This is a genomic window from Bacillus sp. ISL-7 (assembly GCF_018613065.1).
Map to the genome: position 1 here is coordinate 32,301 of NZ_JAGGQW010000050.1, position 21,759 is coordinate 54,059.

21 protein-coding genes and 1 pseudogene are annotated in these 21,759 nt (G+C 38.0%); 4 read left to right on the top strand and 18 right to left on the bottom strand.

Annotated elements, in window-relative coordinates; all coding sequences use genetic code 11:
- Window positions 1-112 precede the first annotated feature (112 nt).
- From J7E66_RS20660 to J7E66_RS31900, 4 genes and pseudogenes are all read right to left on the bottom strand, one after another.
- Window positions 113-466, bottom strand: a complete 354-nt coding sequence (locus J7E66_RS20660; RefSeq protein WP_088086799.1) for an ArsR/SmtB family transcription factor — start codon at window positions 464-466, stop codon at window positions 113-115.
- A 20-nt stretch (window positions 467-486) separates the two neighbouring features.
- The gene (locus J7E66_RS31890) at window positions 487-903 is read right to left on the bottom strand and encodes an STAS domain-containing protein (protein WP_251033041.1); all 417 of its coding nucleotides are present in this window, start codon (window positions 901-903) and stop codon (window positions 487-489) included.
- On the bottom strand, window positions 869-1,003 hold the full coding sequence (locus J7E66_RS31895) for a SulP family inorganic anion transporter (protein ID WP_251033042.1): 135 nt from the start codon (window positions 1,001-1,003) through the stop codon (window positions 869-871). The genes J7E66_RS31890 and J7E66_RS31895 overlap by 35 nt, the downstream gene beginning before the upstream one ends.
- 7 nt (window positions 1,004-1,010) lie before the next feature.
- Window positions 1,011-1,239, bottom strand: a pseudogene (locus J7E66_RS31900) (SulP family inorganic anion transporter); the annotation flags it as partial.
- A gap of 1,117 nt (window positions 1,240-2,356) precedes the next feature.
- Between J7E66_RS31900 and J7E66_RS20670 the strand changes: the two are divergent.
- The gene (locus tag J7E66_RS20670) at window positions 2,357-3,151 is read left to right on the top strand and encodes a TIGR00266 family protein (protein ID WP_215003294.1); all 795 of its coding nucleotides are present in this window, start codon (window positions 2,357-2,359) and stop codon (window positions 3,149-3,151) included.
- 59 nt (window positions 3,152-3,210) lie between these two features.
- On the opposite strand, the gene J7E66_RS20675 is transcribed toward J7E66_RS20670, so the two are convergent.
- From J7E66_RS20675 to J7E66_RS20705, 7 genes are all read right to left on the bottom strand, one after another.
- The gene (locus tag J7E66_RS20675; protein WP_215003296.1) at window positions 3,211-4,203 is read right to left on the bottom strand and encodes a hypothetical protein; all 993 of its coding nucleotides are present in this window, start codon (window positions 4,201-4,203) and stop codon (window positions 3,211-3,213) included.
- Entirely contained in the window at window positions 4,200-5,075 is an 876-nt protein-coding gene (locus tag J7E66_RS20680) for an ABC transporter permease subunit (RefSeq protein WP_215003297.1), read from the bottom strand. The genes J7E66_RS20675 and J7E66_RS20680 overlap by 4 nt, the downstream gene beginning before the upstream one ends.
- Before the next feature lie 148 nt (window positions 5,076-5,223).
- A complete protein-coding gene (locus tag J7E66_RS20685) occupies window positions 5,224-6,684 on the bottom strand; it encodes a DUF4153 domain-containing protein (RefSeq protein ID WP_215003299.1) in 1,461 nt (486 codons plus the stop codon).
- A gap of 70 nt (window positions 6,685-6,754) precedes the next feature.
- A complete protein-coding gene (locus J7E66_RS20690) occupies window positions 6,755-7,390 on the bottom strand; it encodes a DUF1700 domain-containing protein (protein ID WP_215003301.1) in 636 nt (211 codons plus the stop codon).
- Window positions 7,371-7,718, bottom strand: a complete 348-nt coding sequence (locus tag J7E66_RS20695; RefSeq protein WP_168243163.1) for a PadR family transcriptional regulator — start codon at window positions 7,716-7,718, stop codon at window positions 7,371-7,373. The genes J7E66_RS20690 and J7E66_RS20695 overlap by 20 nt, the downstream gene beginning before the upstream one ends.
- A gap of 118 nt (window positions 7,719-7,836) precedes the next feature.
- A complete protein-coding gene (locus J7E66_RS20700; RefSeq protein ID WP_215003303.1) occupies window positions 7,837-8,010 on the bottom strand; it encodes a hypothetical protein in 174 nt (57 codons plus the stop codon).
- A 149-nt stretch (window positions 8,011-8,159) separates the two neighbouring features.
- Window positions 8,160-9,602, bottom strand: a complete 1,443-nt coding sequence (locus J7E66_RS20705) for an amino acid permease (protein WP_215003305.1) — start codon at window positions 9,600-9,602, stop codon at window positions 8,160-8,162.
- A 498-nt stretch (window positions 9,603-10,100) separates the two neighbouring features.
- Between J7E66_RS20705 and J7E66_RS20710 the strand changes: the two genes are divergently transcribed.
- Window positions 10,101-11,519 carry a sigma-54 interaction domain-containing protein gene (locus J7E66_RS20710; protein WP_215003307.1) on the top strand — a complete coding sequence of 473 codons (1,419 nt, stop codon included), beginning with the start codon at window positions 10,101-10,103 and terminating at the stop codon, window positions 11,517-11,519.
- Between the two features lie 576 nt (window positions 11,520-12,095).
- On the opposite strand, the gene J7E66_RS20715 is transcribed toward J7E66_RS20710, so the two are convergent.
- Complete coding sequence (locus J7E66_RS20715) at window positions 12,096-13,127, bottom strand: VanW family protein (RefSeq protein ID WP_215003309.1); 1,032 nt, start codon at window positions 13,125-13,127, stop codon at window positions 12,096-12,098.
- A 361-nt stretch (window positions 13,128-13,488) separates the two neighbouring features.
- Between J7E66_RS20715 and J7E66_RS20720 the strand changes: the two genes are divergently transcribed.
- The gene (locus tag J7E66_RS20720; RefSeq protein WP_215003311.1) at window positions 13,489-14,655 is read left to right on the top strand and encodes a polysaccharide deacetylase family protein; all 1,167 of its coding nucleotides are present in this window, start codon (window positions 13,489-13,491) and stop codon (window positions 14,653-14,655) included.
- 87 nt (window positions 14,656-14,742) lie between these two features.
- On the opposite strand, the gene aspA is transcribed toward J7E66_RS20720, so the two are convergent.
- Together aspA and J7E66_RS20730 are read right to left on the bottom strand one after the other, a co-directional pair.
- Window positions 14,743-16,161 (bottom strand): aspartate ammonia-lyase, encoded by a 1,419-nt coding sequence (gene aspA / locus J7E66_RS20725; RefSeq protein WP_215003313.1) that lies wholly within the window; start codon window positions 16,159-16,161, stop codon window positions 14,743-14,745.
- Between the two features lie 42 nt (window positions 16,162-16,203).
- The gene (locus J7E66_RS20730) at window positions 16,204-16,629 is read right to left on the bottom strand and encodes a MarR family winged helix-turn-helix transcriptional regulator (protein WP_215003315.1); all 426 of its coding nucleotides are present in this window, start codon (window positions 16,627-16,629) and stop codon (window positions 16,204-16,206) included.
- 228 nt (window positions 16,630-16,857) lie between these two features.
- Here J7E66_RS20730 and J7E66_RS20735 point away from each other — a divergent pair, with 228 nt between their 5' ends.
- Window positions 16,858-18,072: an MFS transporter gene (locus tag J7E66_RS20735; RefSeq protein ID WP_215003589.1), complete on the top strand. Its 1,215-nt coding sequence runs from the start codon at window positions 16,858-16,860 to the stop codon at window positions 18,070-18,072.
- Window positions 18,073-18,120: 48 nt separating this feature from the next.
- Here J7E66_RS20735 and J7E66_RS20740 read toward each other — a convergent pair whose 3' ends face one another.
- The 4 genes from J7E66_RS20740 to sat form a co-directional block, all read right to left on the bottom strand.
- On the bottom strand, window positions 18,121-19,005 hold the full coding sequence (locus tag J7E66_RS20740; RefSeq protein WP_215003318.1) for a YitT family protein: 885 nt from the start codon (window positions 19,003-19,005) through the stop codon (window positions 18,121-18,123).
- A gap of 239 nt (window positions 19,006-19,244) precedes the next feature.
- Entirely contained in the window at window positions 19,245-19,970 is a 726-nt protein-coding gene (locus J7E66_RS20745) for a sirohydrochlorin chelatase (RefSeq protein WP_215003320.1), read from the bottom strand.
- Between the two features lie 24 nt (window positions 19,971-19,994).
- Entirely contained in the window at window positions 19,995-20,594 is a 600-nt protein-coding gene (gene cysC / locus J7E66_RS20750) for an adenylyl-sulfate kinase (protein WP_215003322.1), read from the bottom strand.
- Window positions 20,595-20,610: 16 nt separating this feature from the next.
- Window positions 20,611-21,759 carry a sulfate adenylyltransferase gene (sat, locus tag J7E66_RS20755; protein ID WP_215003324.1) on the bottom strand — a complete coding sequence of 383 codons (1,149 nt, stop codon included), beginning with the start codon at window positions 21,757-21,759 and terminating at the stop codon, window positions 20,611-20,613.

Here is a 21,759-nt window from a genome sequence, read left to right on the forward strand (position 1 = left end):
TAATGATGTCCTTCACAAGTAATTCCAAACCTATATAGGTTAGAGATGGGAAATCCGCAAACAGCTTTTTAACCCTTTTCACTGAAATATAAGAAAAAAATACCGAAGAAAATTAATTCTTCGGTATTGCTGGCTCTTCCTCATCTTCTTTAAACTTGTCTAGTATTGTGATCGTATCCACGAGATGATTGTTAAATATTTGCCTTGCTACTGCTAACAATTCGATGATCATCGGGTCCTTTAAAGTGTAGATAACTTTGTTGCCCTCTTTCGTTCCAGACACAATATTCTTCGCTCTTAGAATAGTTAACTGCTGTGAAACTGCCGAGCCTTCACTGCCAACAAGGGTTTGAATTTCATTTACATTCTTATCCCCTTCGGCAAGTAGTTCTAAAATGCGGATTCTCAAGGGATGGGCTAATGCTTTGAAAAATTCCGCCTTAAATTGTTGCATTTCAAGATTCAAATTGTCCACTCCTATGCTTTTTAGAAAGTAGCCGTAAGTTTTGGTCTGCTTCCTTCTACTGCCTCCGCAGCTGATAGCTTTTTGCATTCTCTAAATGCGTAATGCTTACAGCCTAGGCACTTATTTTTGTTAATATGCTCAAGTGCATATTGGATGGCTTCACCCATATGTTCAAAAAAATGTTCCTCGCCGATTATTTGATATAATCTAGTCCTTTTCAAGACATTTACCGGCTGCTGATTTAAACCCGATATCATAATTATACCAGTTTCAGAAAAATGACGAACAATACTTGATAACGTTGCTTCTCCGGTTGTATCCATTAATGGCACTTTACTCATTCGCAACAATAGGATTTTAGGTCGATAATTTATTGTGCTCATGATCGTCTTTTCAAATGTTTCAGCAGCTTTTAATATTTGTCGCAGTTCGAGCAATCGCACCTGTTGCTGGAATTCCGCCAAATAACGGCGTAATCATATTGGCAATTCCTTGTCCGATTAATTCTTTATTGCTGTTGTGCCTGCTATTGGTCATTCCATCATAAAATGGGAATAAACGCTCCAGTCGGTCCGCCTATTTGATACTTCGATCCGCCAAATAAGGAGATAAGAATCCCTGCAACAATAGATTCCATATTCTGGCTTCACTCCTGAAGCAATAGCAAAAGCCATCCCAAGTGGAATTGCGATTACCCCGACAATCAATCCTGAAAGGAGATCCTTTGGTACACTCCTTAAGGAATAATTATGGAATCTTTTGTCAATAAACATATATATACCCTTCTTATCTTCTTGTTTTTGTATATCTGATTATTTGAATATATGGTAATTTAACTAACATAGCAAGTACTTTGTTTTAAAAAAGGAAAATTTATATTTAATAAAAACTACTTGTTTGATTCACAAGGGCATGTTACAATAGCAAAGCGATGAGCTGAGTTGTGTAAGTCGAGAAACATTCCTTTTTGGAGCACATGTGGAGTGTGGTTTTTCGCCTCAATACGCAAAAGACGTCTGTGTAAACAGGCGTCTTTTTATGCTGTCGAAAAACTTTCGATAGCCTTTTATTTTATTCCTTTCTTTAATAATTCGCTGCGTTAATTTTTTATAATAATAAATATATTGGACTTTCAATTAGTCTGTTGATTTGCGCTCCAGTCGCTTCGCTTTCCGCGGGCGTGCCGGGGAGCTTCCTCGGCGCTAAAGCGCCTGCAGGGTCTCCCCTGCCCTGTACTCCCGCAGGAGTCTTCGCGCCTTCCTCTCCAATCAACGGTGTATTATTCAATTTAATCTCTTCAACTCATATAAAAAATATGATCTTTTTTAAAAGAATGCCGCTTCTTAAATTCGCTCATAAAACAAGAGATTCGCTCATAAAAACCCATTATTCGCTCATTGAAACGAAATATTCGCTCATAAAACTCTAAAATTCGCTCATTGAAGGGAAAAAACAATTAATATACCATGAATGTTCTAATGTTTAAGTGTAATTTTACACAAAATATCCTTTTTAATTATCTGCTCATTGATATATAACAACATTATTTTCGAAAACAGCAAAAGAATATTAAGAATAAGTGTGAAATCAATGTTTAAGCCAAATGAGTTTAGCCAAATCGCCGAGGAGGCTCCCGGACCTCCCCGCGGAAAGCGAGTGCCCGGAGCGGAAATCAACAGGCCTATTAGCAGGACCATCAATTAATAAAGATCGGAAGTTTAGATTCAAACAAAATAAAAAATGCCAAGAAAATGACCATTTCTCGACAATATTGAAGATGTCTGTGTAAACAGGCGTCTTTTTATTTTTATTTTGTTAAAATTAGCACTTTTTTCCTAACTTTTTTATAATATATATAGATTTGCCATTATAAAAAGTGGAGGGAAAAGTATGAATAACCACGAAATAGATTTTAAAATCTATGGAGACGACATGCAGTTTGTTGAAGTAGAGCTCGATCCACAAGAGACAGTTGTTGCTGAAGCAGGAAGCTTTATGATGATGGAAGATGACATACATATGGAGACTATTTTTGGTGATGGCAGCGGCACGAGTGCCGGAAGCGGACTTATGGGTAAGCTGTTCGGCGCTGGTAAACGGGTACTTACCGGTGAAAGCTTGTTCATGACTGCCTTTACCAATAACGGTATTGGCAAAAAACGGGTGTCGTTTGCTTCTCCTTACCCTGGTAAGATTATTCCGATGGACTTAAGCCAATTGGGAGGAAAAATTATCTGCCAAAAGGACGCCTTTCTTGCTGCTGCTAAAGGGGTTCAGGTCGGGATTGAATTCCAACGAAAAATTGGCGCCGGCTTCTTTGGCGGCGAAGGATTTATTATGCAAAAGTTAGAAGGTGATGGGCTCGCTTTTGTTCATGCAGGTGGAACGATTATAAAAAAAGACCTTTTGCCAGGGCAGTCACTGCGCGTGGATACAGGCTGTTTAGTGGCGATGACAAGCAGTGTAAATTATGATATCGAATTTGTAAAAGGAGTTAAAACAGCCTTGTTTGGCGGAGAAGGCTTGTTTTTTGCCACACTCCGCGGTCCCGGTTCCGTTTGGATTCAATCCTTGCCATTTAGCCGTCTGGCAAGCCGTGTTTTTGCTGCGGCACCTTCACGTGGCGGGGCAAAAGACGAAGGCAGTATCGCAAGAGGAATTTTTGATATGTTTAATGGTGACTGATATGGAGGCGGGATCAATTGATTCCGCCTTTTTAATGTCTAACTACTAATTTACCCAAGCTATAGTTTTTGAACAAACTCAAATTTTTTTGAGGAATGGGATTCCATCTTAGGAACCTTTCCCTTTGTTTCTTTCTTTTTCACAACCCTTGAACCATATAGGCTCTCTTCTAGTTCTTTCTTGATCAAATTCACGATGACTATGACAACAAAAAATCCAACCACGGGACTTAAAATGGACCACGGGGCACGAATAAATTCACTATAATTTTGTCCAATTAATCCTGCCCATTCATTGGAAAGTGTGGCCGGTTTTGGCGGTTCTTCAAACCCTAACACTCCTCCCCGATTTCTCCCACCAAGAAACATTCCAAACAAACCAAGCTGCATTGTAATATGAAGGGTGCTTATAAACTGTTGGACAGTAAATAATAGCCCGTAAGAACGTATATACGGCATCAATTGCTTTCTTACAATATGTAATTTGCCAGCCCCCATTAACTTAGAGCTTTGCACAAAGGAGGTTTTTAATAATCCATCGGTTACATCGGCGGCGAAAATCGTAACCGATGGAAATCCGATAAATACGAGAATAATAATTTGATAGGTAACAATAGAAGAAATGGCTACATCATTAAAATCACCCACAATCGGTATCATTAAAATTATCGCAATCAGGATCGATGGGATATAACGAAAAGTTAGGAAAAAGTCTTTAACATAAATTTTTAAGAATGGCGCCCATAGTGATAGGAAAATTCCGAATATTCCACCAAGGATTACTCTTAATAAGGCGACTCCAAATGCCGAGATTAATGTAAATTTTGCACCGTAAAGTAATAGCCAATGCATATCCTCGCCATTCTGATTAGTCCCCATTAAATGTTGTGCTGATGGAGGAAACGGTGCCCTGCCAAGTATTTCGCCCTGTTCATTTTTTACCAGCACCTGATGATTGTAATCTTTTGGCCCGTAATAAGGGTACAAAATACTCATTAATAAGAGAATCAAAAGCAACGTGGAGCCAATAATAGTTTTTTTATATTTTCTCATAAACTGACTGCCTCCCTCCCTTTGATTAGCTTTGATATCAACCATCCCACAGCTTCCATTACCAACAGTGGTATCGATAACATTAGTAAACATATAACGAGGGAAGCAAAATCTCCGCCCATAAAAATAATCTTTAGAAATTGCTGAGTAAACCCATTAATATTAAACAAAAATTCAACTAGATAAATATTGGATAATAATACCCAAATGATCGTCCGCAGCTGCAAGATTAAGAGTGGAAAAATGTTTCGCATGATGTGGACGAGTATGGTTCTAAGTCTGCCCATCCCCTTTGCCCTAGCATAGAGAACATATTGCTGGATTTGTTCCTCATTGATGACATTAATCAGAAACTGCAAGAATAGGAAAAAAGGCAGAAAGGATACAGTCATGATTGGAACAAAATAAGGCTTATGACCAAATATCCCATAGAGTTGTAAAAACTTTAATCCCGTCGTTTTATATAAAGTAATAATAAAAAACTGAAATAAAAAGATTACTAGTAAATCAGGAACAGCTTCGAAAAAATTGATCCCACTTTTCATTCGATTTTTTGCTTTTTCTGGTGAGAGCATAATTATTATTGCCACAATCATAGCAAGAAAGATTATAAAAAAAAGGCTGATCAGTAGAATCGTCATCGTGTACTGATAACTCTCGGCTATTTCTAATTTCTTGAAAAAAGCTATGTATTGATCACCATTAAATTCCACTAAAAATTGAAAATCCGACTTCAGATTGATCCATAGTGTTTTAAAATTAATCATGACATGCTCTTTTCCAATCCCTAAAAAGGAGGGAAGATTAAAAATAAACAGAAAGCCCGCTAGTATTAATCCAATTCTGATAAGAGCCCGAAATAAACGTTTCATATTATCCCACCCAAAAATTTTATTCTAAAAAAATACAGTTCTTTTCCATTTTTGCATTTAATTAGTAATTTTGCAATATTCCTAATTTATTCAGATTAATAAATATCAACTAAAAGACGATCCGGATCATCGAATCGTCTTCTATTTACTAGTTTATATCCAACTTCTTAAGTTCAGAGAATGCCTGCTCTCGTTTTAGATTATACGATTGCCACGGCAAGCTTTCAGCAAGTGCTTCCTTTTTTCGCTCTAGTAATATTGTTTTTAGTTCAGGTATATTCTTATCTTTTTCATAAAGGTCTATTAAGCCTAAAACCCCTCTATATGACAAGTTATTAAGGTAATGAACATCAATTTTCCCGCTGGTCTCGTAACGGTTCATATTTTCTTTCACGACGATTTTATCCAAGTCAATAACTGTAATCGCTGTATAGTAGATTAATGAAGTAATAAAATAAAAGTGAAATAACGACAGCTTCTCCACCCAAATCTTCACTAGTGTATACGTAAAGATGACGACTAGGAAAATCATAAACGAATGCACCAGCACCCTAGTGAACGTAAACCCGTACGCGTCTTCATACATACTTAACCGTAGGAAGGCGGAACAGAGCATTACAGAGCTCGAAAGGACGAGGATGGTTAGCATGATTTGCGTCGCTCTCCGCATGAAACTTGTTGCACGATTAACAAAGGTTAACACGATTACCGTAATCGATAAATTGATGAGTGTTACAAATAAGAGCTCGAAAAATCCTTTTCTAGCATATTCAGCAAAGGTAAAATCCGCTTGTAATGTTCCACTGAAAAAATACCTGAATTGTACGACCGTAAACAAAAGATAAACGGCATTGATGATGACAAGAACCGTGATTGTTATAATTCCATCCATCTGAATCCGTTGCTCATTTGACTGTTGTTTGATTACGTTCATATGTCTGTTATATAGGATTTGCATAAATCCAAAGAAGGCGGCGGTTAAGATTAGCATAACAATTAGTCTCATAACACGTTCAACAGTAATGACTTGGAACCATTGTGGAATGCCGCCAATTAATTGCTCAAACTGAGAATCTGCCGAAATTAGTAAATTCAATACGACAAGGAGGATTGGCAGTGAAATCGCTATCCCAAGGATTATTTTTTTCCATACTAAAAATTTGTCCTTATTAACACCTTGTTTAAAGCCCTTTCCAAACAAGGCAGCGAAACTAGCATTATATTTTAGTGCTTGGATTAACTTAGTAAATACAAAAGTAACCAAGGTTAGTTTATTCCATTGAAAATTATTCGGACTGGTGATTAACACTAAATGAAAGATAACTAAGGCAGGGATCACCAGTATATTTAAAACATAAAATAGCACGTTATTATTTAAAAAATAACTGGCTGATAGCAGCCAAATACAACAAAGAATTAGATAACCCAATCGTTGATGTGAAAATTGAAAGCGTCGGTAGCGCCAAATAAACACCGAGTAAAAAACTGAAATAAACACAAAATAGGAGATCCCTATCTCACTGCGAAAGAAAGCTTCTTCACCTAAAATTCCAAGCAATAAACATAAGACTAAAAAGATCCAATCAGATTTAGTAATTTTCATTTCCATCTTCATCCCTCTTTTTGTATAGAAATTCTATATATATAGTTTTACTAGGTAGTTAAGCAAAAAAAACTGCTTATATCGACGCCTTTCTCCCCCATCGATAGCCAATCCAACTGACCGGGTATAGGATGATGGTAAAAATGATACAAGCTATAATAAATGTTTTGGTTAATAACGGGGCAAACCAAGAATGTGGAATAATATGAAAAACTGTTAGGATCATTAATAGCAAATTAGGAATAAGCGATAGTAAAAACGTTTTTCTAAGGAGCACTCTTCCATTATGCCCAAATCCCTTTCCGATTTCATATCCTAATAAGGCCCAAAAAAACATATACAAAACAGCAATTAAGGTTGGAATCGAGGTTAAGTGATTCCATGTAACTGAAAGCCATTCCCACGGATAGATATTGTGAGCCAAGGTTAGTAAACTGCCTCCTCCAAAAAAAAGAACATTTAAGAGGATAAACACCCATTTCATATTACTTGGAGTGACAGAAAACTCTTCTCTCCACACCTTTGCAATTTCTTTAGGGCTGCCAAGCCGGGATACAATCAGGTCAAAAACCGTATCCTCATCCTGACATTCCGATTCCATTAAAATTTCATCGATATGTGACGCATATTCACGGAGAATCTCCTCTTTATCTAATTGAGTTCCCAGCCCTTTTGCCAGTTGTTCAAGAAACCTATTCTTCGGCCGTTCCATGCTTCGATCTCCCTATCACTTTGTTCATCACCTTAACAAAGTCCTGCCATTCACGTGTTTTTTCACCTAATAATTCCTTCCCAGCCGTGGTTATCTTGTAATATTTTCGTGCTGGGCCCTTTTCCTGCTCCTGCCAATAACACTCAATGTACTCTTGCTTTTCAAGCTTGTGAAGTGCCGGATACAAGGTTCCTTCTTTAACACTTAAGTCATTATCACTGCGCTGTTCAAGCTCTTTTACTAATTCATAGCCATACATATCCCGTTCGTTTAATAATTGAAGCAGGATTAATGAAGTACTGCCTTTCACTAATTCGCGGTTAAACATTTAATCACCTACCTAGATATATTAGGTACATAGAAATTCTATAACAAAGGAATTGTATTGTAAAGAGCTTATAAAAAAATAGTGGTAATTTTTTAATCACCACTACCTAAAATTAATCCTATTTTACTCTTCCGTTATTTCTCAGAACCTTAATGTTTTGGTCACGTTCTCCACCATCAGATAATTCCTCTGAAAACTCATGTTTTGCTTCGTTCCCAACTAATTCACCTTGCTTGATTGTCTTCTGTGGCAAATTATTATTGGGTGCCGACTGTTCATTCCATTTTCCCATCTTCATCACCTCGATAAATAGTATTTGAATATTGCTTTAATTTATCCTCCGCATTATATTTAACCATAAAAAAACTGCACCCCTTATTGTTAGATTAGTGTCCAACAATTCGGGTGCAGCCCAATTTCAAGCGTTTTTAACATGGTAAACTAAATAATCATTTTTTTATTTTCATGCAGTTGTAATTCTTGTTCACCTTCACCATCTTGTTCGCGGTTCTTTTTAATTCTAAAATGATAAATTAAATAACAGGCTGCTACAAACGGAACCCCAAGATACAGAGCCAAACGCTGTTCTGAATCAAACGCTAAACTTGCCAATACAATAATGTTTAAGGTTAAGGCAATGATTGGCAGAGCTGGAAAAAGTGGCGTTTTGAATTTAAGATCCTTTACATTTCCGCCTTCGCGGATGAATTTTCTACGGAAGGCAATTTGTGAAGCTGTGATTGAAATCCAACCGACCTGGGCACCTAATCCTGCGACGGAAAGCAGCCAAACAAATACTGTTTCTTCGGCAAAGAAACCTGACAGTAAGGATAATAAAGCGATCCCGATCGTCAAAACAAGCGCGTTGATTGGTACTCCTTGTTTATTTACATTTGCAAGTGCAGGACTAGTCATTTTCTCTTTAGACATGGCATACAACATTCGTGTTGCTGCATACAGTCCTGAGTTTGCAACAGAAAGTAACGCCGTCAGAATAACAAAGTTCATAATGTCTGCTGCATATGGGATTCCAATACTATCAAACACGACAACAAATGGACTTTCCACGACTCCAGCTTGTTTCATAGGAATTAAACTGGCTAATACAAATATCGCTAAAACGAAGAAAAATAGCGTTCTCCAAACTGTTTGTTTAATCGATTTCGGAATGGTCTTTTCAGGTTCTTCACTTTCGCCTGCAGCAATCCCGATTAATTCTGTGCCCTGAAACGAAAAGTTAACTGCAATCATTGTAATAATTAAGGCAGAAAAACCATGTGGTAATAAACCATGTGCAGTGAAATTAGAGAAAAACGGTGCTGGTTGTCCACCTTTCAAGTGAATTAAACCAAACATCGCCGCTCCACCAAGAACGATAAATGCGATAATAGCAAATATTTTAATACTTGAAAACCAAAATTCGGTTTCGCCAAACGCGCGTGCTGAGAGTGCATTCAGTGAGAATAATACAACAGCAAAAATCGCACACCAAATCCAAATAGGGGAGTGAGGAAACCATCTTTGCATGAGTTGTCCTGCAGATAATAACTCCAATGCTACAGTTACAGACCAGCCTAACCAATAAAGCCATCCAAGTGCAAATCCAGTTCCAGGACCAATAAATTTCGTGGTATACGTTTGAAATGAACCAGATACCGGCATGGCAACAGATAATTCACCGAGACATAGCATGGTTAAAAACATGATCAAACCGCCGACAATATAAGAAAGAATAGCACCCGTTGGTCCTGCTTGGCTAATCGTGTAGCCTGAACCTAAGAAAAGACCTGATCCAATTACCCCACCTAAAGAGATCATAAATAAATGTCTCGACTTCATCGTTCTTTTTAATTCATGATTTGAATTATTTTCTTGCAAATTCATAAAATATCCCCCTTTTCCCCTTAAGGAATGCGCTTTCAAACCTTTTTAACACAAAATAATAGGATAATTTTCTACCTAAACTGGCAGCTCTACAAATTAAACCTTTTGCATTAGAAATTATACGGAAATAGTAGCCTATTTTCAAGAGCTAATACTAGCTAATAATTTCTAAATTATCGCTATATTTCAAAATATTAAAATGCAAGTTTCATGCCAAAATTAATAAGCCGATTTGTGAGCATTTTTTGAACAAATAGGCAAAATATTTTTGCATGATTAATAAATATTTTGCACCTATACCGCCAAAATATTTTTTCCACAAAAAAGGAAAGAATATTTATCTAACAAAAGTTACCAAATTGAGAATTAATCTGACAAACGCCAATATTCTTTGCAAATTTTCACGGTTTTTCTACAAAACTGCAAAACTATTTTGCATTATTACGTTTTATTTGGTTAAATAGGTGCATAAGGGATAAAACAAAGGGAATGAATCATATGGAGAAAACTATACAAAACGCCAATTACTTACTTTATGTAAATCGAATGTATAAACGGATTTTGGACGAGGTGGATGTTGGTGTCCATGCCGTAGATGAGACGGGAAAAACGATTATATATAATAAAAAAATGATGCAAATGGAATCGATGGACCTTCATGACGTTATTGATAAAAACCTATTAGATGTGTTTATGTTTAAAGATGATCAATCTAGTACTCTTGTAAAAGCGCTGCACGAAGGAAAAAAAACAAGTAACGTAAAACAAACCTATTTTAACAATAAAGGTCGAGAAATTACGACAATAAACAATACTATCCCAATTTATTCGGAAGAAAAACTCCAAGGAGCAGTTGAAATTGCCAATGATGTTACAAAACTAGAGCGATTAATTAAAGGCAATATGAATAAAGGATCAACCCGATACACGTTTGATAAAATCATCGGAAATAGCCGTGCCATTAAGGAAGTAATCGAATCTGCTAAACGTGCTACCCGAACTTCCTCCTATGTTTTGATTGTCGGAGATACAGGTACCGGGAAAGAACTTTTTGCCCAAAGTATTCACAACGGGAGCGGGCGATTATCTGCACCATTTATTTCTCAAAACTGTGCAGCCCTTCCTGATAATTTAATCGAAAGCCTCCTATTTGGGACAAAGCGTGGTGCCTTCACGGGTGCTGTCGATACCCCCGGATTATTTGAACAGGCCAATGGTGGAACACTTTTGCTAGATGAGATTAATTCATTAAATTTAAATCTTCAGGCAAAGTTACTTCGTGTTCTTCAGGAAAAGACCATTCGGCGAATAGGTGATACGAAGGATACACCTGTTGATGTACGGGTTATTGCCAATATGAATGAAGATCCGATCGATGCTATTGCCAATAATCGGATGCGTAAAGATTTATATTATCGGCTTGGAGTCGTAACTATTTTTGTCCCACCCTTAAAAGATCGCAAGGAAGATATACCATTATTAGTCCAAAACTTTATTGAAAAATACAATGAACTTTTTCAGATGAATGTAAAAGGTTTGTCAGAGGAAGTTAAACAGTCTTTCTTTGAGTATGACTGGCTGGGCAATGTTCGTGAGCTTGAGCATATTATTGAAGCAGCTATGAATATTATGATCGATGAAGAATGGATCATGTACACCCATTTACCCTACCAATATAGAAACAAAATGCAGATGAAAGAAAGAATGATCCCTCTTTCTACAGTTGATAACTTTATAAAAGAAAATGCAGAGATAGCTGTTCCCTTAAAACAACAAATGGAGTTATTTGAAAAATCTTATATTGACCATGTATTAACTAAAAATAATTTTAATGTTTCTAAGTCAGCCCAACTACTTGGACTAAGTCGGCAAAGTTTACAGTATCGAATGAAGAAATTAAATATTTCTGGGAAATAGGATGTACATGATTTTATAAAGGTGGAGAGCAATGATGCTTTCCACTTTTTTTATTTCCATTGTAAAACCATTCACAAAAATGACTGTATTTACATAAAATTATTATAGAAAAGTATTGAAGTTTGATAAATGGAAAATTGTATATTTCAATCGTTTCCCTATTTGCAATAAAATAATACAAGCATAATAATTCCATTTTTTCTCCATACTAAGAAGAAAAAAGATGAGGTGAATAAAATGGGACTACTCAACTCTTTTAACCAGTGGAAAGAGACTAAATACCAGAATCATGTCTCGAATATGAAAGACCAGGGCAAATGTCCTGATTGTTATGGTCGAGGCTATACCGTGTACCCTTATAATGAATTTGCATACTTTAATTCGTTTGAATGCCCGGGATGTCAAGGCAGTGGTCAATATACAGATTGGGAGGAAATGAGGTAATACCGTAAAACGGTAATCAATTAAAAATAAACAAAAAATCCCTTCCTCAAACCCGTTTTCCCGGTTCAATGAAGGGATTCTGTCTGTCTTTAATGGCATCTTTTCATGTGGCAAACTTCACATTCTTACTAGCTAGATACCCTTCTTTACTTGGTCTTGGTAGGCTGTTGATGTCCTTACCTCTACTGTTAGAGACCCATTTCTTACAATTGCCTTTAATATTAAAGGTACACCAGATGTATTTTGAAATCTAAAATCTTTGCCGCCATAGGATACGGTAGCATCTCTTCCTTTTGGCACGTAACCGACCTTTAAGGAATGATGATGTTTTTCTACATAAGTTACAGCTAGTTGATCGATTGCATTATACAAAGTAGAAGAAGTTTGGCAAATGCCTCCGCCATATCCTTCGACTAATTTCCCGTAATTAATCTCTGCTGCTTTTTGGTACCCGTGCCCCGCATCACTTGGGCCAACAGTCGTATTGAATGAGAAATAATCATTCGTTCCAAGGATGACATTATTTATCGCTTCTGCCGATAGTTCAATATTTTTCGTTCTCCCCACAACACCACTATTAAAATAAGTAGTATATGAGGCAATTACCACTTCATCTAAATGGGCCGCGTCTTCGTTTTTATATCCACTCGCATTAATATATAAAGGAATCTCTACATCGCCGCCTTTTTCAGAAGCCAGCATAATCTTTTCAGCCAATTCTTCTTCATCAAGAATTGTTTGAGGTGTTCCTTTGATCACCTGACCATTTCCATCCAGTTTATCAAGAACCATTCGTTTGTCGTACCCAGGTGTCGATTCAGTTCCCCGCGCTAATTCTCTAGTCAATTTAGCAATTTCAACTTTATAATTTTCAGGATTCGTTATATACCCTAAATCCTTCGTATTAAAAGTTTTTACCTTGTCTTTTGTGTTCGGATCAATAATATTTACATATACAGGCCTTGCTTCTTCCAGTTTTCGTTCTTCTTCACGTTTCTTTGTTTCTGCCAGTTTTTTTTCTTCTTGTAATTTTTTCTCTATTACAATCTTTTGTTGAATTTCTGCTGCCTTTGCCTCTTTTTCTTTTGCGGTTTGTTCCGAACATCCAGTTCCTATTAAACAAACTGCTACTAAAAGTGAAATTACCCAATTTTGCTTCGCCATTTTATCCTACTTGACCCCTTTTTTTATAGCTCTATGCCCTTTTATAAATAGTTAGACGATACCCAATGTATTTTGTTTCATATGACTCTCCTATTCTATTCCATTTTTATTTACAATTTCCTGCAAAAAAGTTGGAAATAATAATATAAAAATAATAAACAAAATGAAGTTTGTATAAATCGTAGGCTTTTTTTAAAGGTGCGTGGCATCTAAGCCCATTTCCTCATATGGTATAATTAAAGCAGAAATCAATTATATATCAATACCACTTTAGTCCCCTCTTCGACTTCAGCACCAAATTATTCCTTGTACTAAACGATTTCTGCACCCTGGTCAGAACGAAAATTAAGGGGGAATTACCATGACAGAAATCTTAATACTTGTTAGCATTCTTTTATTTTCAGTATCTCTTGTTTTAGGAGTAATTTCACATGCCCGTCGAACAAGAGGAAAAGGAATTTATTATACTCTCGCAACAATATGTTTGCTATGCGTTGTTTTCCTATTGTTTTTTCACGATAGGAACCTGCCTGCCCTTAGGAGTGGAGAAACAGTTGATTCTCCTAAAACAGAGATACCTTCAGGTTCCGGACAAAATAATGGAACCGATTCAGGAAATGAAAATCCACCCGACATTGTAAACCCTCCATCCGAAGAACCTGCAAAAGAAGAACCTAATCAACCTAACCCTACTACTCCCGCACAAATTATTGTGGGTAATAACGAAACAGTTGACTACAAGGTCGTTAAAGGCGATACCTTATTCTCCATCGCCAAACGAGCAAATGTGACTGTAGAAAAAATAAAGCAATGGAACCGTCTCCCCTCCGATGTCATATATGTGGGTCAAATATTGAAGCTTTATGGGAAGAATGTAGAGCCGGCACAACCTGCAGATCCACCAAAGCAGGATCCCCCACCTACAACAGCTTCATCTGTGATTATTTCAAACGGCAGCCTCCAGCAGAAAAAAATCGCATTAACTTTTGATGCCGGTAGTGATGCAGTGGGCATTAGGATACTCGATGTGTTGAAAAAGTATAATGTCAAAGCCACCTTCTTCCTTACTGGTAAATGGGTTGTGAAATATCCAAACCTCGCCAAAAGAATTGCCGATGAAGGACATGATATAGGTAACCATTCTTATTCCCATCCGGACGCAGTAAAAACGACAGCTAGTGCATTTAAAAAGGATATCATCAAAGCTGAAGAAGCAATCAAGAATGCAACGGGAAAATCACCCCAGCCTTATTTTCGCTTTCCATTCGGATCATATAATTCATCCGCTCTTAAAATAGCTGGCGAAGCTGGGTACCCGTACAGCATCCAGTGGTCACTGGATACGATAGACTGGCAGCAGCCGGCTACTGGGGTAATCATCTCCCGGATTAAAACTGGAGCAAGCAACGGTGACATCATCCTCATGCATATCGGCGGAATAAATACCCCGGATGCTGTTAATCAAGTAATCCCATGGCTAAGAGCCCAAGGGTACCAACTGGTTCCATTGAGCGACTTATTACAGTAAAAAAAATGGTGCCTGACACTCCATTCGTAAATGTTCCGGTGTCAGGCACTCCTTATTTAAAAGAATAATATTTTTGTAAAAAGAACTTTAATCTTTTTCTAAAAGAGCAGCACCTGCGATTCCCGGTTTGGTCATTTCATATATATTCAAAATAAGATCTAATTCTTCTTCGCTTAGGACATCATATTTCAGGCATAATTCACGAACAGACTTGCCAGTTAAAGTAGCTTCTCTAGCGATTCTCGCTGCCACTTCATAACCAAGGTGTGGATTAACCGCTGTAATAATACCTACGCTTTTTTCAACATTCTCTTTTAAGCGAGCCTCATTAGCTTCAATCCCTACAAGACAATGATCCGTAAATGATCGGAATCCGTTGTTCATAATACTAATAGATTGAAGTAGGTTAAAGACTAATACAGGTTCCATGACGTTCAATTCAAGCTGGCCTGCTTCTGAAGCTAGACAAATGGTATGATCGTTTCCAATCACCTGAAAGGCGATTTGATTAATCAGTTCCGGCATAACAGGGTTTACTTTTCCAGGCATGATCGAAGATCCTGGCTGACGGGCTGGAAGGGAAATCTCAGCAAGGCCTGCACGAGGACCTGATGCCATTAACCGAAGGTCATTAGCGATTTTAGACATGTTCATCATACACACCTTTAAAGCTGCTGAAACTTCGGTATAAGCATCCGTATTTTGCGTAGCATCAACCAAATGTTCTGCATTGACCAACGGTAATCCACTGATTTCTGTAAGCTGTTTAACCACATCTAGTATATATTTTGGGTCTGCATTTAATCCTGTTCCAACTGCTGTTGCTCCCATGTTCACTTCATATAAATTCCCCCGTGAAAGATGGACCCGTTTAATATCCCGTTCAAGCACTCGAGAGTAAGCCTCAAATTCCTGACCTAATCGAATCGGAACGGCATCCTGAAGATGGGTCCGACCCATTTTAATAACGTTTTCAAATTGCTTAGCTTTATCCTTAAAGACCTTAAGCATATCCTGCATAGTCGCTAGCAATTTTTCAAGTAATCTGAGTGTTGCTATATGAATAGCTGTAGGAAATACATCATTCGTTGATTGCGACATATTAACATGTGTATTGGGACTTAAATGCATATAAGCACCTTTTTCATGACCGAGTAATTCTAGTGCACGGTTGGCAATCACTTCATTAGCGTTCATATTCATTGATGTCCCTGCTCCACCTTGGATCGGGTCAACGATAAACTGATTGTTCCATTTACCTTCAATCATTTCATCAGCTGCTTGGCTAATAACGTTGCCAAGTCCACTATACAGCCTCTTCGTATTCATATTGGCAATTGCAGCCGCTTTTTTAACCATCGCAAGCGCTATTATTAAATCTTCATGAATTCGATAACCTGTAATTGGAAAATTTTCAACTGCCCTAAGTGTTTGAATACCATAGTAAGCATCTGTTGGTATTTCTTTTTTTCCTAAGTAGTCTTGTTCAATTCTTTTAGTGTCCATAATTATCTTCTCCTACCCTTTATAAAAAACAGTTATAAAAATTTAGGTATTAAATGACTGATTGAATTTTTCCAAAAGTATCCCGAATAATTTGCGTTCCTCATCAGTCCAGTCTTCTAATAGTTCGGTAATTCGCTTCAAACGTGCCTGTTTATAATCGAATAATTCATTTGTACCCTGTTCAGTTAACTGAAGAGTGTAAGCTCTCCCATCCAATGGATCGGGAATTCTATACAAATAACCTTTATGCTCTAAAGCTGCTGCCTGTCTACTGACTGTAGATATATCTAGCTTGAATTCCTCCGCCAAAACTTTAACCCCCACTGCCCCCTTCGATTTGATGCGGCGAAGGATTAAATAGGCAGATCTATCAAGATTCCCGAATTTTTTATTGTTCGAAATTGAAGTAGTTCGGCGAATCAGAATTGCTAGTTCAAGTTCGATCATTTCTAATGAATGTTCATCCATTTCTTTCCTTCCTCACTGTCAACCTTATTTCATATAACAAATATGATAACATATGTACTCTATGATATGTAATCTCAACCTTACATTTATTGCAAAAGCACTATTGACGCAGTGGAAATTGATTGTATAATACAATTATATACTTTCATCATACAACTAATTCAAAAGGATGGAAACAAAAATACAGGGGGAAATTAGATGTCACCAAGATCAGAATCTAAATTAACAATGCAGCCACACAAATCGGAGGCAATCGGTAAAAAGGTTGGTTTACTTACCCAGCCAAAAGCAGTTTGGGCTGTTTTTTTTGCAAGTATTATCGCGTTCATGGGGTTGGGTCTTGTTGATCCTATTTTACCGGCAATCGCCGAACAATTAAATGCCACACAAACTGAAGTAACCTTACTATTCACCAGCTATAATGCCGTTATGGCAGTTGCCATGCTTATTACTGGGGTAATCTCAACAAGGCTTGGCATCAAATGGACGTTACTTTCTGGAATCGTAATCATTGCGGTATTTTCGGCACTTGGCGGTATTTCAAATGGTATTTGGACACTCGTTGGGCTTCGAGGCGGCTGGGGCCTTGGAAATGCACTGTTTGTTGCAACGGCTTTATCTGCGATCGTTTCCCTCTCAAATAGTGGAACGGCAAAAGCAATCATTTTATACGAAGCTGCAATCGGACTAGGGATTTCAGTTGGCCCGCTACTTGGCGGTTGGCTTGGCGCGATGTCATGGCGTGGCCCGTTTCTTGGGGTCGCCACCTTGATGGTTATTGCCTTTATTGGCCTTTTAATCCTAATGCCAAAAGCAACTGCTCAAAATGCGGTAAAAGCTCGCACTTCATTATTAGACCCATTTCGCGCTTTAAAGCATCGTTCACTGTTAGTGTTCGGTATTGCAGCTGCCCTTTACAATTTTGGCTTCTTCACCTTGCTGGCATATGCACCTTTCGTTATGGGCTTGGATGAACACGGATTAGGCTTCGTATTTCTTGGCTGGGGTATCCTACTGGCTGTCACCTCTGTATTTATGGCTCCAAAACTTTCCGAATGGTTTGGAACCATAAAATCGATGTGTATGATGTTAATCTTGTTTGCTCTCCTTTTGGTTTCAATGGGTATATGGACATCAACCCAGTGGGTGATCATTGCCGCTGTTATCCTAGCAGGTGCGTTATTAGGAAATAACAATACACTCATCACTACAGCCGTGATGAATGCTGCCCCCGTTGAACGATCAACGGCCTCTGCTGCATATAGCTTTCTCCGTTTTATTGGAGGAGCGATTGCTCCCTTTACTGCCGGAAAACTTGCCGAAATTTATAATCCAAGTGTTCCTTTTCTTGTTGGAGCAGGGTTTGTCATCGTTTCGGTCCTTTTTATCTGGGTTAATAATAAACATGTGAAGCATGTAGATGATATTGGTTTAGGCCACTAATACTAGTTGAAGGATCTGTGATTCATTTGCAGATCCTTTTATTTATTGTTAGTGAATATTCTTTTTCTTAAATCGGCCTCCTCGGACTTCTGAAATGTCTGCTATAGCTAAAAAGGCTGTTGGATCAATATCCTCTACAATTGTGGTTAATTTAGATTCTTCCAACCTCGTGATAATACTGAAAATGACCTTCTTGCTATCTCCAGTAAAAGCACCTTGACCCTTAATGTAAGTTACCCCTCTTCCCAGTCGGGCATTGATAGCATTTCCAATTTCTTCTGCTTCATCACTAATAATCCAAACAGATTTGGACTCTTCTAATCCTGCAACAACAGAATCTATCGCTTTAGATGCAATAACATAGGCTAACAAGGAGTACATTGCCCGGTCCCAACTAAACACAAAACCGGCAGCTCCTAAGATAAAGATATTGATAAACATGATGATCTGGCCAACTGAAAATGGGACCTTTTTAGTGATCACAAGTGCCAATATTTCTGTCCCGTCTAACGCTCCGCCATTTCGGATGACGATTCCTACACCCATACCCAGAATCATCCCTCCAAAAACAGTAGCAAGGAGAATATCATCAGTAAAAGCTGGAATCGGGTGGAAAAATGATACAAAAATAGATAAAACGATTATTCCATAAACAGTAGAAAATGCAAAGGTTTTCCCCATCTGTTTATATCCCATATAAACAAAAGGTAAGTTTAATATGAAGATGAAGATCCCTAATTTCCATCCAATTATATGGGCAAGCATAATTGAAATACCTGTAATGCCGCCATCAATAACATGATTAGGAACTAGAAAAATTTCTAACCCGGTAGCCATAAGAATGGCTCCGATTGTAATAGCGATGGTTCGAAGAATAACTTTTCGAAGTGGTAACTTGCGGTGTTGAATTTTTTCATTCATAAGTTCTGTCACATAATCACATCTTTTTCGTTAGATTTTACCATTTTATTATCCCCTGCTTTAGCCTCTCTTCTATTAGATTTATTTATGTAAGAGATATTTACATTTACACCTTTATTATAACATTTATCCTATTAAAAAGTGAACTTTAGTTCATGTTTTGAGATCATTTATATAATTTGATTCCAAAGAAATAGCTAATAATCCATTGGACTATTAGCTAATGTGCATTTACAATAATCAGAGTATTTTTAACATTCTGCAACCCGCTCAATGATGATATCCTCAATGACTCGATGTTTGCTAAGCGAACCTATGTGGATAATTTGCTGACCTAGATTTTGTCTCATGCTGACCTTTTGATCGACTTCCTTTAAAAGTAGACCGGAAAATAATAAATAAGGAACAACGATTATTTTTCCAGTTGATTTTTTGGAAATAACCTCAAGACCTACTGGGAACTTGGGCTCAGCAGCAGCCAAATAACAAACAGAAACAAGTTTCGTCCTAAGGCGTTCCTGAATCCCTTCAGATATCTGTGCGAAGGCAGTGTGAATGCTCAGGTCACTGCTTCCTCTTCCAACAATTAAAATGGAATCCTCCGAAGATAAATCTACGACAGTGTTCCTAACGAGTTCAGCAATTCCATCGAGAATCCTCCCCTGGACACCAAAAGGATTCCTTATTTTCACTTCGATATTCGGAAACCGCTTCTGAAGAGAAGTCAGTGCTTGAGGAATATCTTCTTTAATGTGACCTGCTGACAACAAGAACAGGGGAATGACTGTAATTTCCGTCGCTCCCCTAATCACACAGCGCCGAAAGCCTTCCTCAATACTTGGTTCGGTCAACTCTAGAAAGCTCATTTCCTGAATGGAAACATCAATTCGTTCCATTACTCTATGTATGAAGGAATTTGCTTCTGCTGCTCCTTCTTTTGAGCGTGTGCCGTGGCCAATGTAAAGAATCCCTCTCATTCTCGCTGCTCCTTTATTCATCATTTAGATAATTTTTTTATCTCTTAAATAAGCAAAGACTTGTTCCACTGCCTCTTCCACACTTACCTGATCAGATCGGAGGGTGATTTCCGGTTGTTCTGGCGCTTCATAAGGTGAATCAATTCCCGTGAAATCTTTAATTTCGCCACGACGCGCTTTCGCATAGAGTTGCTTGGGATCGCGACGTTCACATTCCTCGATTGGACATTGGACAAAAACTTCAATAAATTCACCGTCTTCAAATAAAGCCCGCACTTGCGCACGATCAGAGCGAAATGGTGAAATAAAGGCGGTGGTCACCACTTTGCCGCTGTCGACAAACAACTTGGCAACTTCGCCAATTCTTCGGATATTTTCAGTTCGGTCATAATCGGAAAAACCAAGATCCTTGTTTAAACCGTGGCGAATATTATCACCATCGAGGACATATTCATTGATCCCCTGACGGAACAATTCGTTCGATACAGCATTTGCGATAGTTGATTTTCCCGATCCTGAGAGTCCCGTAAACCAGAGTACACAGCTTCCGTGACCATTTTTTTCACGCCGAATTTTTTTGGAAATAGATGTTTCATGCCAAGTAATATTCGTTGGTTTAGACATTGATTTATTTTCCTCCTTACACGGTTGCTTTTTCTTTCATTCCCTCGATTAACACTTCAACAACTTCTTTGCGGCTGAAGGTAGCCGGTGGAAGTACTCCTGCTCGCAGCATCTCTCTTACCTTTGTTCCAGAAAGAATCACTCTGTCTTCCTTGCTATGCGGACAAGTTTTATCAGAAGCCATTCCTTCGCATTTATTGCAGTAGAAGCTGTGTTCAAAGAACAAAGGCTTGATACCAAGTTCTTCTTCTGTGAAATTACTGAAAATATGCTGGGCATCGTAAGTTCCGTAATAGTTTCCAACTCCTGCGTGGTCACGACCAACAATAAAATGAGTGCAGCCAAAGTTTTTACGGGCAAGTGCATGGAAAATGGCTTCCCTTGGTCCTGCATATCGCATAGCTGCTGGATATACACCAAGTTGAACTCGTTCGCTAGGATAATAATTCTCAAGTAAAACGCGGTAACTTTTCAAACGGACATCCGCAGGGACATCATCTGACTTTGTTTCGCCTACAAGCGGGTTGACGAACAAGCCATCGACTGTTTCAAGGGCAGCTTTTTGAATGTACTCATGTGCACGATGAATAGGATTTCTTGTTTGGAAACCTACAACAGTCTTCCAGCCCTTTTCTTCAAAAATAGCCCGTGTTTCCTTCGGTTCAAACCACACATCACCGAATACTCCTTTTTCGGCTTTTTTTACGAGTACAACTTCCCCAGCAACGTAAACAGGTCCTCTTTCGTAAAGCCGTTTCACACCAGGGTGGGCAAGTTCTTCTGTTTTATATACTTCAAGTGCTTCTTTATCTAAATCAGGTTCATACCATTCTGAAACCCTAATAACACCATAGACTTCCTTGTTAAATGAAAGTTTGTACTCTTCTCCTTCCACAAGTGTTTCAGCAACACCGTAAGATACGGGTAAGGTTACAGGGATAGACCAGATGGTATTGTCTGCTAAACGCATATTGCTCACGACAGATTCATAGTCTTTTTGTCCAAGAAAGCCCTTTAAAGGACTGAATAATCCGATACCAATTAATTCTAAGTCACTTAATGCAATCGCATCAATTTCAATTTCCTTTTCGATAGTGGTTAGATCGTAATTGGGGTCGAATGCTTGAATAAGTTTTCCTCCATGAGGTTTTGGTAAGTATGACAT

Excerpts from the sequence above, each read along its gene's own strand:
- J7E66_RS31895 (WP_251033042.1), bottom strand. The coding sequence starts at position 1,003 with ATGACCAATAGCAGGCACAACAGCAATAAAGAATTAATCGGACAAGGA.
- J7E66_RS20670 (WP_215003294.1), top strand. The coding sequence starts at position 2,357 with ATGAATAACCACGAAATAGATTTTAAAATCTATGGAGACGACATGCAG.
- J7E66_RS20675 (WP_215003296.1), bottom strand. The coding sequence starts at position 4,203 with ATGAGAAAATATAAAAAAACTATTATTGGCTCCACGTTGCTTTTGATT.
- J7E66_RS20680 (WP_215003297.1), bottom strand. The coding sequence starts at position 5,075 with ATGAAACGTTTATTTCGGGCTCTTATCAGAATTGGATTAATACTAGCG.
- J7E66_RS20685 (WP_215003299.1), bottom strand. The coding sequence starts at position 6,684 with ATGGAAATGAAAATTACTAAATCTGATTGGATCTTTTTAGTCTTATGT.
- J7E66_RS20690 (WP_215003301.1), bottom strand. The coding sequence starts at position 7,390 with ATGGAACGGCCGAAGAATAGGTTTCTTGAACAACTGGCAAAAGGGCTG.
- J7E66_RS20695 (WP_168243163.1), bottom strand. The coding sequence starts at position 7,718 with ATGTTTAACCGCGAATTAGTGAAAGGCAGTACTTCATTAATCCTGCTT.
- J7E66_RS20700 (WP_215003303.1), bottom strand. The coding sequence starts at position 8,010 with ATGGGAAAATGGAATGAACAGTCGGCACCCAATAATAATTTGCCACAG.
- J7E66_RS20705 (WP_215003305.1), bottom strand. The coding sequence starts at position 9,602 with ATGAATTTGCAAGAAAATAATTCAAATCATGAATTAAAAAGAACGATG.
- J7E66_RS20710 (WP_215003307.1), top strand. The coding sequence starts at position 10,101 with ATGGAGAAAACTATACAAAACGCCAATTACTTACTTTATGTAAATCGA.
- J7E66_RS20715 (WP_215003309.1), bottom strand. The coding sequence starts at position 13,127 with ATGGCGAAGCAAAATTGGGTAATTTCACTTTTAGTAGCAGTTTGTTTA.
- J7E66_RS20720 (WP_215003311.1), top strand. The coding sequence starts at position 13,489 with ATGACAGAAATCTTAATACTTGTTAGCATTCTTTTATTTTCAGTATCT.
- aspA (WP_215003313.1), bottom strand. The coding sequence starts at position 16,161 with ATGGACACTAAAAGAATTGAACAAGACTACTTAGGAAAAAAAGAAATA.
- J7E66_RS20730 (WP_215003315.1), bottom strand. The coding sequence starts at position 16,629 with ATGGATGAACATTCATTAGAAATGATCGAACTTGAACTAGCAATTCTG.
- J7E66_RS20735 (WP_215003589.1), top strand. The coding sequence starts at position 16,858 with ATGCAGCCACACAAATCGGAGGCAATCGGTAAAAAGGTTGGTTTACTT.
- J7E66_RS20745 (WP_215003320.1), bottom strand. The coding sequence starts at position 19,970 with ATGAGAGGGATTCTTTACATTGGCCACGGCACACGCTCAAAAGAAGGA.
- cysC (WP_215003322.1), bottom strand. The coding sequence starts at position 20,594 with ATGTCTAAACCAACGAATATTACTTGGCATGAAACATCTATTTCCAAA.
- sat (WP_215003324.1), bottom strand. The coding sequence starts at position 21,759 with ATGTCATACTTACCAAAACCTCATGGAGGAAAACTTATTCAAGCATTC.